Raw genomic sequence first — 9626 nt, 5'->3', positions numbered from 1 at the left:
GGTGCTGGCCGGCGGCGCGGCGGTGCTGCTGGCGCTGCCGGGCGAATCCGCGCGGATCGCGGTGCTGGCCGGTGCCCTGGCGGGCGGCGCCGCGCTGCTGGCGCCGCGGCTGGTCCCGCGGCTGCTGGGGGCGGGGCTGGCGGCGGCGATCCTGCTGATGCCGCTGCTGCTCGGCCCGGTGCTGGCCCGCGGCGTCCCGGCGGACGGCATCCCGCCCTCGGCCGCGCATCGGCTGATGATCTGGGACTTCGTCATCGGCCGGGTCGCGGAGAAGCCGCTGCTCGGCTGGGGGATGGAGGCGAGCCGCAGCGTGCCCGGCCACCGCGACCGGGCGAGCCCGGAATTGCTGGCCCGCTTCAACCTCGCGGATCCGGCGCGGGCGGCCTGGATCCCCACGGCCGAGATGCTGCCGCTGCATCCGCACAATGGCGCGCTGCAGCTATGGCTGGAGCTTGGGCTGCCGGGGGCGCTGCTGGGCGGGTTGCTCGCCTGGCTGCTGGGGTGGGCGGCGGCGCGCTCCGCCCGGCCGGCGGTGGCGACCGCCATGCTGGCGGCCGGCAGCGTCACGGCGATGCTGAGCTTCGGCGCCTGGCAGGAATGGTGGGTGGGGGCGGAGCTGATGGCGCTGGCGGCGGCGGCGCTACTGCCGGCGCCGAGGGGCGGCCCGCCGCGCGGTTGAGCCGGTGGCGCCGGGCGTCGTGGCCTAAAGCCCCGGGCGTCGCCCGCTACCGCGCCCGGGCGATGCAGAATTCCACGATGCCGGCCAGCGCCCGCCGCTCGGCGCAATCCGGGAAGCGCGCCAGCGCCGCCAGGGCCTGGTCGCCATAGACCCGGGCGCGCTCCACCGTGTCGCGCAGCGCGCCATGCCGGGCGATCAGCCGCTGCGCCTCGGCGAGGTCCTCGGCGCCCTGCTCGCGGTCCTCCAGCGTGCGGCGCCAGAAGTCGCGCTCCGCCTCGGTGCCGCGCTGGAAGGCCAGCAGGACCGGGAGGGTGATCTTGCCTTCGCGGAAGTCGTCGCCGACGGTCTTGCCCAGCCGCTCCTGCTCCGCCGCATAGTCCAGCGCATCGTCCACCAGCTGGAAGGCGGTGCCGAGGGCGCGGCCATAGGTGTCGAGCGCCTCCTCCTCGGCCAGCGGGCGGTCCGCCACCACGGCGCCGATGCGGGTGGCGGCGGCGAACAGCGCCGCCGTCTTGCCCTCGATCACCTGCAGGTACTGCGCCTCGGTCGTCGTCGTGTCGTTCTGGGTGACCAGCTGCAGCACCTCGCCCTCGGCGATCGTCGCCGAGGCGGCGGAGAGGATGGCCAGCACCTTCAGCGACCCGTCCTGCACCATCAGCTCGAAGGCGCGGGCGAAGAGGAAGTCGCCGACCAAGACGCTGGGCTTGTTGCCGAACAGCGCATTGGCGCTGGCCTGGCCGCGGCGCAGCGCGCTCTCGTCCACCACGTCGTCATGCAGCAGCGTCGCGGTGTGGATGAACTCGACGCAGGCGGCCAGCGCCACATGCCTCTCGCCGCGAAAGCCGCAGAGCCGGGCGGCCGCCAGCGTCAGCAGCGGCCGCAGCCGCTTGCCGCCGGCCGCGACGATATGCGCGGCCAGCTGCGGGATGAGCACGACCGGGCTCTGCATCCGCGCGACAATCAGCCGGTTGCAGGCCTCCAGGTCGTCCCGCACCAGGGCGGTCAGCGCCTCCAGCGCATCCTCACCGCCGGACGCGGCATCCATGATCGGCGAGGCCTCGGCCATCGCGCCCGCTTCCGCGTCCACGTCTCTTGACCCGTGCATAGGGGGCGGCACCATAACGACGCTCCCACATGGCGGCAAGCGCAGGAAAATCAAGGATTTCGCACCCGATGCGCGTCGTCGTCTCCAGCACGGACCCGGTCCGCATCAGTTTCCTCCTCGCCCTGCTGCGGGATGCCGGAATCGGCTGCGTGCTGCTGGACGCGCATATCAGCGCGCTGGAGGGCGGCATCGGCGCCTTCCCGCGCCGCATCGCCGTGGCGGAGGAGGACCTGGCCCAGGCCCGCCGCGTGCTGCGCGAGGCCGGCGAGGACCACGCGTGACGGAAGCCGACCTGACCGAGGACCACCTGCTGGGCGGCCGCGTCCGGCTGCGGCAGCCGCGGCGGGGGCTGCGCGCCGGGCTGGATGCCGTGCTGCTGGCCGCCGGCGTGCCGGCGCGGCCGGGGCAGCGGGTGCTGGAGGCCGGCTGCGGCAGCGGCGCCGGTTTCCTCTGCCTCGCCGCGCGGGTGCCCGGGCTGGCGATCCTGGCGGTGGAGCGCGACCCCAGGCTGGCGGCGCTGGCGCGCGCCAATGCCGCGGCGAACGGCCTGGATGGCCGGGTGGAGGTGCTGGAGGGCGATGTGCGCGACCTGGCCCTGGCCCGCCGGCTGCCGCCCTGCGACCACGCCTTCGCCAACCCGCCCTACTGGCCCGGCGGCACCGCCCCGCCGGAGGCCCTGCGCCGCGCCGCGACGCATGAGGAGGCGCGGCTGGCGGACTGGGCGCGCTTCCTGGCGGCGCCCCTGGCACGGCGCGGCAGCCTGTCCCTCATCCTGCCGGCGGCGCGGCTGGAAGCCGGCATGGCGGCGCTGGCGGCGGCCGGCTGCGGCGGCGCCCGGCTGGTGCCCTTCTGGCCGCGCGCCGGGCTGCCGGCCAAGCGCGCGCTGCTGCAGGCATGGCGGGAGGGGCGGGGGCCGGCGCGGATCGAGCCCGGCCTGACGTTGCATGCCGATGCCGGCTTCACCCCGGCGGCCGAGGCGGTACTGCGCGATGGCGCCGCCCTGCCGGGCTGACCGGGACCCTGCTCAGCTTTCCTTGGATTCCGGGTGCCGCAGGTACCAGAGCCGCTCATGCGCCGCGACCAGGCTTTCCATGTTGCGGCGGCGGTTGGTGTCCGGGGAGACCGGCCGGCGCGTCAGCATCATCTCGAGGATGCGCAGCAATTGCTCGGCGACCTCGTAATCCGCCTGGTCGCAGGCGTGATGGAACGCGATGAGGATCTTGTCGGACAGGCGACGGCTGTGCCGCGGGGCCGAGCCGCGGCCGGACTCGCGGGTGCCCTCGGACTCGGAAGCGTCGTCCACCATCATCTCGTCTCCAGACCCAAGGATACCTGCCTGCGCATTCAACTATGGCATAGAAGCCCCGGCGTACCAGCCGTGGCCGCCGAAACGATAACGGGAATGATTGCGGATTGGTTGCGCGAAGGCGAGAAATCGCGTCTCAGCCGCCGGATCTCGTCCCACCAAGCTGTGCGGTGACCGCCGCGGCGATGTCTTCCGGCTTTGCCTCCGGCCGGAACAGCGCCCGCACCCTTGCATCCGGCCCGACCAGGTAGATGAAGCTCGAATGGTCCATCAGGTAGTCGGTGTTGTTCGCGCTGCGCGCCCGGGCGAAATAGACGCGGTAGCGCCGCGCCGCCTCCGCCACCTGCTCTGGCGACCCGGTCAGGCCCTGCATCCGCGGATGGAAGCGGCTGACATAGTCGGCCAGATGCGCCGGCGTGTCGCGTTCCGGGTCCACGGTGATGAAGATCGGCACCACCCGTTCGCCGGCCGGGCCCATGGCATCCAGCGCCGCCGCCATGGTCCCGAGCTCGGTCGGGCAGACATCCGGGCAGAAGCTGTAGCCGAAATAGACCAGCGCCCAGCGCCCGGCATAATCGCGTTCCGTCACCGTGCGGCCGGCCTGGTCCACCAGGGTGAAGGCGCCGCCCAGCGACATCCCCTGCGGCAGCTGGACCCCGCCCGCCGCCGGCACCGGCATCTGCCCGCCGAACAGCAGGCCGAGCCGGGCGGCGAAGGCATCCGCCAGGCTTTCCCCCGGCGCACGGGTGACCCAGGCGAACACCCAGGCGCCGCCCAGCAGCAGCACGAGGAGCAGGGCGAGGAAGCGAACCGTCCGCAGCATGGGCGGGGGTGTAGCGGCGCCGGCGGCCCCCCGCCAGCGCCCCGCTAGCGCCCCGTCCCTTTGGGGGGGCAGCCGATCAATCCATGGCGCCCGCGGCGTGGCGGCCGGCGATGAAGCCGAAGGTCATGGCCGGCCCCAGCGTGATGCCGCCGCCCGGGTAGTTGCCGCCCATGATGCTCGCCATGTCGTTGCCCGCGGCATAGAGGCCGGGGATCGGCGCCCCGCCGCGGTCGAGCACCCGGGCATGCTCGTCCGCCCGCAGCCCGTCGAAGGTGCCGATATCGCCCGGCACCACCCGCACGGCATAGAAGGGCGGCACCGCCAGCGGCGCGAGGCAGGGGTTGGGCGTCACCTCCGGGTCGCCATGAAAGCGGTTATAGGCCGTGCTGCCCTTGCCGAAGTCGCGGTCCTCGCCCCGCGCGACATCGGCGTTCCAGACCGCGACCGTGTGTTCCAGCGCCGCGGCGTCGATCCCCGCCGCGGCGGCAAGCTCCGCAAGGGTCTCGCCCCGCTTCAGGTAGCCGGAGGCGATGGCTGGCCCGAGCGGGATCGGCGCCGCCTTCACGAAGCCGATCCCGTAGCGGCGGATGGTCCGATGGTCGAGCAGCAGGAAGGCCTCGGCCGGCTGGCCGGGCGGGCAGGCGCGGATCATCCCCTGGACGAAGTCGTGGTAGCTGTTCGCCTCGTTCACGAAGCGCTGGCCGCTGCGCAGCACGGCGATGACGCCGGGCTTCCCGCGGTCGATGAAATGCGGGAAGGGGGCCAGCGTCCCGTCGGCCCGCGGCACCAGGCTGGTCGGCGCCCAGGCGGCGGCGTTCGGGTAGTCCTCCTCCACCGCCGCGCCGATGGCTTCGCCGAGCCTTATGCCGTCGCCGGTATTGGCCGGGTTGGCGGCGGACCAGTGCTCGCCCTCGGCCGCCGGGTGGTTGAACAGGCGCTTGCGCCGCGCCAGGTCCGCTGGGAAGCCGCCGCAGGCCAGCACCACGCCGCGCCGCGCCATGACCTCCAACGCGCCTTCCGGCGTCGCCAGCACCGCGCCCGTCACCGCGCCCGACTCGTCGCGCAGCAGCCGGGTGACCGGGGAGCCGAGGCGGAGGCCGATGCCCATCCGCTGCGCCGTGAGGTAGAGCCGCGCCGCCAGCGCATTGCCGTTGGTCAGCGTCATGCCGCGCCCGTGCAGCGCCAGGTCCACGCCGTGTCGCGCCAGCCGCTTCGTCACATACAGCGCCGATTCGAGCCGCCGCGTCGCGCGATAGAAATGCCACAGCTCCTTGCCCGAGCCGATGGCGAGGCCGAACAGGGTGAGTTCCGGCCGCGGCCGCCGCAGCTTCGGCAGGTCGCGGCCGAGCGCGCGGGCATCCAGCGGCTCGGTCAGGATGGACCGGCCGCCCGGCGTGCCGCCGGGCGCGTCCGGGTGATAGTCGGAAAAGGCGGTGGCCGGGCCGAAGCGCACCTGCGTGTGCGCGTGCATGAAGTCGACCATGCGCGGGCCGTCGCGCAGGAAGGCATCGATCCGCGGCGCGTCGAAGTGGTTGCCCGCCTCGTGCCGCAGATAGGCGCGCGCCGCCTCCACGCTGTCCCTGGTGCCGGCGGCGGCATTCACCGGGTTGTTCGGCACCCAGAGATAGCCGCCGGACATGGCGGTGGTGCCGCCGAAGACCGGCTCCTTCTCCGCCACCAGCACATCCAGGCCATGATGCCGGGCGGCGATGGCGGCGGTCATGCCGCCGGCGCCGGAGCCGGCCACGAGAAGATCGACGGTGAGCACGCGCGGGGGTCCCTCCCTGCGTGCCATCATGCCCGGAGGCACGGAAAGAAAAAGGGCGGGGGGAGGTATCCCCCCGCACCCCCTTCTATTTCTGTGAGTCTGTCAGCGCGCCGCCACGTCCTCGGCCGCCCAATTCTCGCCGATGCTCGGCGCCCAGACCTCCTCCCAGGACCCGACGGTGCTGGCCTTGGAGTATTCGGTGGCGCGGTTCTCGAAGAAATTGGTGTGCTCGATCGCGTTCAGCATCTCATCGAGCCAGGGCAGCGGGTTCTTCTCGATGTTGAAGTGGGGATCGAGGCCAAGCTGCTGCAGCCGCCGGTCGGCGATGAAGCGGATGTAGCGCTTGGTCTGCTCGGCATCCAACCCATCGACGCCGCCCAGCTCGAAGGCCAGGTCGATGAAGGCATCCTCGTGCTCGACGATCGTCGCGCAGATCTCGACGATCTCGGTCTTCAGCTGCTCCGTCCAGATCTCCGGATTCTCCTGCACGAAGGTGCGGAACAGCCGGATGATGGACAGGCAGTGCAGCGTCTCGTCCCGCACGGACCAGGAGACGATCTGGCCCATCCCCTTCATCTTGTTGAAGCGCGGGAAGTTCATGAGGATGGCGAAGGAGGCGAAGAGCTGCAGCCCCTCGGTGAAGGCGCCGAAGGCCGCCAGCGTCTTGGCGATCTCGGTCTTGTTCGCGACCGAGAAGTTCTGCATGTAGTCGAACTTGTCCTTCATCTCCTTGTATTTGAGGAAGGCCGTGTATTCAACTTCCGGCATTCCAACCGTGTCCAGCAGGTGGGAATAGGCGGCAATGTGGATCGTCTCGATGTTGCTGAAGGCGCTCAGCATCATCAGCACTTCCGTCGGCTTGAACACCTGGGAATAGTGCTTCATGTAGCAGTTGTTCACCTCGACATCCGCCTGGGTGAAGAAGCGGAAGATCTGCGTCAGTAGGTTCTTCTCGCCGGCGGAGAGGTTCTTCTGCCAGTCCTTGACATCATCCGCGAGCGGCACTTCCTCCGGCAGCCAATGCACGCGCTGCTGCGTCAGCCAGGCGTCATAGGCCCAGGGGTAGCGGAAGGGCTTGTAGACCGGGTTGGCGGTCAGCAGGTCGAGATGCTGCGGGGCGCCGGTGGGGGAAATTCCGTCGGGCATAGGGATTCGTCCGCTCGTGTCGGTCTGGCGTCGATGGTGACGTCGGGGAAATGGTCAGGCGTCCCGCCGCGCCAAGATCTGCGGCTTCCTGCCGCGGCGGAGTGTTGCCGGCCTGCCTACTGGCAGGCCAGGCATTCCTCGTAGTCGTTGCTCTCGACCTTCGCCGTGGCGGCGGCCGGCAGCGGCACGGCGGCCACCGCCGCCACGTCGTTCACCGCGGCGACGCTCAGCAGGTTCGGCACCACCTTCTCGCTGATCGTGTCCGCCCGCTGGATCGACAGGCTGCGGCAGTAGTAGAGCGACTTCACGCCCTTCTTCCACGCCATCCAGTGGATCTGGTGAAGGTCCTTCTTGTGGACATTCGCCGGCAGGAACAGGTTCACCGACTGGCTCTGGCAGATATAGGGCGTGCGATCGGCCGCATGCTCCACCACCCAGCGCTGGTCCAGCTCGAAGGCGGTCTTGAAGGTCAGCCTCTCCTGCTCCGTCAGGAAGTCCAGGTGCTGCACGCTGCCCTTGCTGACGGTGATGCTGGTCCAGGTCTCGTCGTCGTCCCTGCCGTGCTTCGCCAGCACCTTCTTCAGGTAGGGGTTGCGGACGATGTAGCTGCCGGACAGCGTCTTGTGGTTGTAGACATTGGCCGCGATCGGCTCGATGCCCGGGGACGCGCCGCCGCAGATGATGCTGATCGACGCCGTCGGCGCGATCGCCATCTTGTTCGAGAAGCGCTCCATGAAGCCGTATTCGGCGGCGTCGGGGCAGGGCCCGCGCTCCTCCGCCAGCAGCCGGCTGGCGACATCCGCCTGTTCGCGGATGTGCTTGAACATCCGCTTGTTCCAAACCTTGGCGATCGCGCTCTCGAACGGCACGTTCAGCGCCTGCAGGAAGCTGTGGAAGCCCATGACGCCGAGGCCGACGCTGCGTTCCCGCATCGCCGAGTACTTCGCCTTCGCCATCGAATCCGGCGCGGTGTCGATGAACTCCTGCAGGACGTTGTCGAGGAAGCGCATCACGTCGGGGATGAAGGTCGGCGAATCCTTCCACTCGAACCAGGTCTCGAGGTTGAGGGAGGAGAGGCAGCAGACCGCGGTGCGGTCGCGGCCGTGCTGGTCGCGGCCGGTCGGCAGCGTGATCTCGGAGCAGAGGTTGGACGTCTTGACCTCGAGCCCCGAGAGCTTGTGGTGCTCCGGCCGCGCCCGGTTCACGTGATCGGAGTAGATCAGGTAGGGCTCGCCGGTCTCGATCCGCGCGGTGAGGATGCGGATCCACAGCGCCCGCGCCGACACCTTCTTGACCAGGGCGCCGTCCTTCGGGCTGACCAGCGCCCAGGGCTCGTCATTCTCCACCGCGCGCATGAAGGCATCCGGGATCAGGATGCCGTGGTGCAGGTTCAGGGCCTTGCGGTTCGGGTCGCCGCCGGTCGGGCGGCGGATCTCGATGAACTCCTCCACCTCCGGATGGCTGATCGGCAGGTAGCAGGCGGCCGAGCCTCGCCGCAGCGAGCCCTGGGAGATGGCGAGCGTCAGCGAATCCATGACGCGGATGAACGGCACCACGCCAGAGGTCTTGCCGTTGCGCCCGACCTTCTCGCCGATGCCGCGCAGGTTGCCCCAGTAGGAGCCGATGCCGCCGCCCTTGGCCGCCAGCCAGACATTCTCGTTCCACAGGCCGACGATGCCGTCCAGGCTGTCCGTCGCCTCGTTCAGGAAGCAGGAGATCGGCAGGCCGCGCGTCGTGCCGCCATTCGACAGCACCGGGGTCGCCGGCATGAACCACAGCTTCGAGATGTAGTCGTAGATGCGCTGCGCATGCGCCGCGTCGTCGCCGAAGGCGCTCGCCACGCGGGCGAAGAGGTCCTGGTAGCTTTCGCCCGGCAGCAGGTACCGGTCGTCCAGCGTCGCCTTGCCGAAATCCGTCAGCAGCGCATCGCGCGTGCGATCCACCTGGACCTGGTGGTGTCCCGCCAACTGCACCGCATCGAACACGGTCACGTCCCCTTCGATCCCACGGACCGGAGCATGCATGTCGTGCAGTCCCTACACAAGATGTTGGAGAAGGAGCGCCACCATAACACCAGATCAGGTGTCGGGTTGCAGATTCGTCAGCCGCAGGCCGGCCGCCGCGCTTTCCTGAATGTTCGTGTTGCGTTCGCCATAGGGTGGTCGTACGGGGGCAAAGGTCAATCCCTTTCCGCCGGCGCAGCGGATGGCCGGGCCGACGTCGCGCAGGGCGTCCGGCAGCCATGCTGCGCCACGCCCCGCGCCTCTCGCCGCTGCCATCCGGCGTCGCGCGGATGCCAGCCGCGGCGCCGTCCGGCGTCGGCCCGTTCCGCATCGGCGGCCCGCGCGAGGCGGCGACGATCGGCCGCACCGTGGCCGAACGGCCGCGCCGGGGTGACGGCCCCGATGCGACGCGCATCGGCCATGCATCGGCGGCCGGGCGGCAGGTGCCGGTCCTGCTCCTCGCCGTGGCGCGGGGGCGCCGGACGGATCCGACGCGCCCCGCTCCGGCGCGCCGCATCGCCGTGCATCGGAACCCCGGGCGGCCGCGCTGCCACCGCCCCGACCATGGCGCGGCGGCGATGCTGGGGGCCGACCGACCGGGGGCGTGGCGATTCGCCGCCATCGGCGACTCTGCCGGCCGCCGGTCATGCGCGGTGGCAGGCTGGGTGGGCGCGTCGGTGTCCGGTCCGATTCGGCGCGGGTACCGCCAGGGCTCAGCGCGTGGTGGCGGCGGGCGGCGGTCCCTCCGCCCGCGGCTCCGCCGGGCGGCGCCGCGCCTGCCGCGGCGCGCAGCCCG

The 9626-nt window shown here is 71.1% G+C and carries 9 protein-coding genes; 3 read left to right on the top strand and 6 right to left on the bottom strand.

The annotated features are described in order from the left end of the window. Nucleotides 1–679, top strand: a 679-nt coding sequence (locus E2C05_RS24265) for an O-antigen ligase family protein (RefSeq protein WP_192912514.1), incomplete at its 5' end; no start/stop codon positions are given. A gap of 46 nt (nucleotides 680–725) precedes the next feature. Here E2C05_RS24265 and E2C05_RS24260 read toward each other — a convergent pair. Beyond that, the gene (locus E2C05_RS24260) at nucleotides 726–1745 is read right to left on the bottom strand and encodes a polyprenyl synthetase family protein (RefSeq protein ID WP_133222224.1); all 1020 of its coding nucleotides are present in this window, start codon (nucleotides 1743–1745) and stop codon (nucleotides 726–728) included. A 107-nt stretch (nucleotides 1746–1852) separates the two neighbouring features. Here E2C05_RS24260 and E2C05_RS34800 point away from each other — a divergent pair, with 107 nt between their 5' ends. Together E2C05_RS34800 and E2C05_RS24255 are read left to right on the top strand one after the other, a co-directional pair. Continuing rightward, the gene (locus E2C05_RS34800; RefSeq protein WP_240046879.1) at nucleotides 1853–2065 is read left to right on the top strand and encodes a putative signal transducing protein; all 213 of its coding nucleotides are present in this window, start codon (nucleotides 1853–1855) and stop codon (nucleotides 2063–2065) included. Next, nucleotides 2062–2796, top strand: coding sequence for a tRNA1(Val) (adenine(37)-N6)-methyltransferase (locus tag E2C05_RS24255; protein WP_240046878.1), 735 nt, complete (start codon nucleotides 2062–2064; stop codon nucleotides 2794–2796). The genes E2C05_RS34800 and E2C05_RS24255 overlap by 4 nt, the downstream gene beginning before the upstream one ends. Nucleotides 2797–2808: 12 nt before the next feature. On the opposite strand, the gene E2C05_RS24250 is transcribed toward E2C05_RS24255, so the two are convergent. From E2C05_RS24250 to E2C05_RS24230, 5 genes are all read right to left on the bottom strand, one after another. Beyond that, nucleotides 2809–3090, bottom strand: a complete 282-nt coding sequence (locus E2C05_RS24250) for a hypothetical protein (protein ID WP_133222222.1) — start codon at nucleotides 3088–3090, stop codon at nucleotides 2809–2811. Between the two features lie 136 nt (nucleotides 3091–3226). Continuing rightward, entirely contained in the window at nucleotides 3227–3913 is a 687-nt protein-coding gene (locus tag E2C05_RS24245; RefSeq protein ID WP_133222221.1) for an SCO family protein, read from the bottom strand. A 76-nt stretch (nucleotides 3914–3989) separates the two neighbouring features. Next, nucleotides 3990–5681, bottom strand: coding sequence for an FAD-dependent oxidoreductase (locus tag E2C05_RS24240; RefSeq protein WP_240046877.1), 1692 nt, complete (start codon nucleotides 5679–5681; stop codon nucleotides 3990–3992). 102 nt (nucleotides 5682–5783) lie between these two features. Next, the gene (locus tag E2C05_RS24235) at nucleotides 5784–6827 is read right to left on the bottom strand and encodes a ribonucleotide-diphosphate reductase subunit beta (protein ID WP_133222219.1); all 1044 of its coding nucleotides are present in this window, start codon (nucleotides 6825–6827) and stop codon (nucleotides 5784–5786) included. A 116-nt stretch (nucleotides 6828–6943) separates the two neighbouring features. Continuing rightward, a complete protein-coding gene (locus E2C05_RS24230) occupies nucleotides 6944–8851 on the bottom strand; it encodes a ribonucleoside-diphosphate reductase subunit alpha (protein WP_133222218.1) in 1908 nt (635 codons plus the stop codon). Between the last annotated feature and the right edge of the window lie 775 nt (nucleotides 8852–9626).

The sequence above is a fragment of the Paracraurococcus ruber genome, assembly GCF_004353985.1.
GTDB classification, from domain to species: Bacteria; Pseudomonadota; Alphaproteobacteria; order Acetobacterales; family Acetobacteraceae; genus Paracraurococcus; species Paracraurococcus ruber.
This window is presented reverse-complemented; position numbering and strand designations above follow the sequence as displayed.

What these genes read in the sequence shown, in the direction of transcription:
- E2C05_RS24245 (WP_133222221.1), bottom strand. Translation starts at nt 3,913, where the DNA reads ATGCTGCGGACGGTTCGCTTCCTCGCCCTGCTCCTCGTGCTGCTGCTG.
- E2C05_RS24230 (WP_133222218.1), bottom strand. Translation starts at nt 8,851, where the DNA reads ATGCATGCTCCGGTCCGTGGGATCGAAGGGGACGTGACCGTGTTCGAT.
- E2C05_RS24260 (WP_133222224.1), bottom strand. Translation starts at nt 1,745, where the DNA reads ATGGCCGAGGCCTCGCCGATCATGGATGCCGCGTCCGGCGGTGAGGAT.
- E2C05_RS34800 (WP_240046879.1), top strand. Translation starts at nt 1,853, where the DNA reads ATGCGCGTCGTCGTCTCCAGCACGGACCCGGTCCGCATCAGTTTCCTC.
- E2C05_RS24250 (WP_133222222.1), bottom strand. Translation starts at nt 3,090, where the DNA reads ATGGTGGACGACGCTTCCGAGTCCGAGGGCACCCGCGAGTCCGGCCGC.
- E2C05_RS24235 (WP_133222219.1), bottom strand. Translation starts at nt 6,827, where the DNA reads ATGCCCGACGGAATTTCCCCCACCGGCGCCCCGCAGCATCTCGACCTG.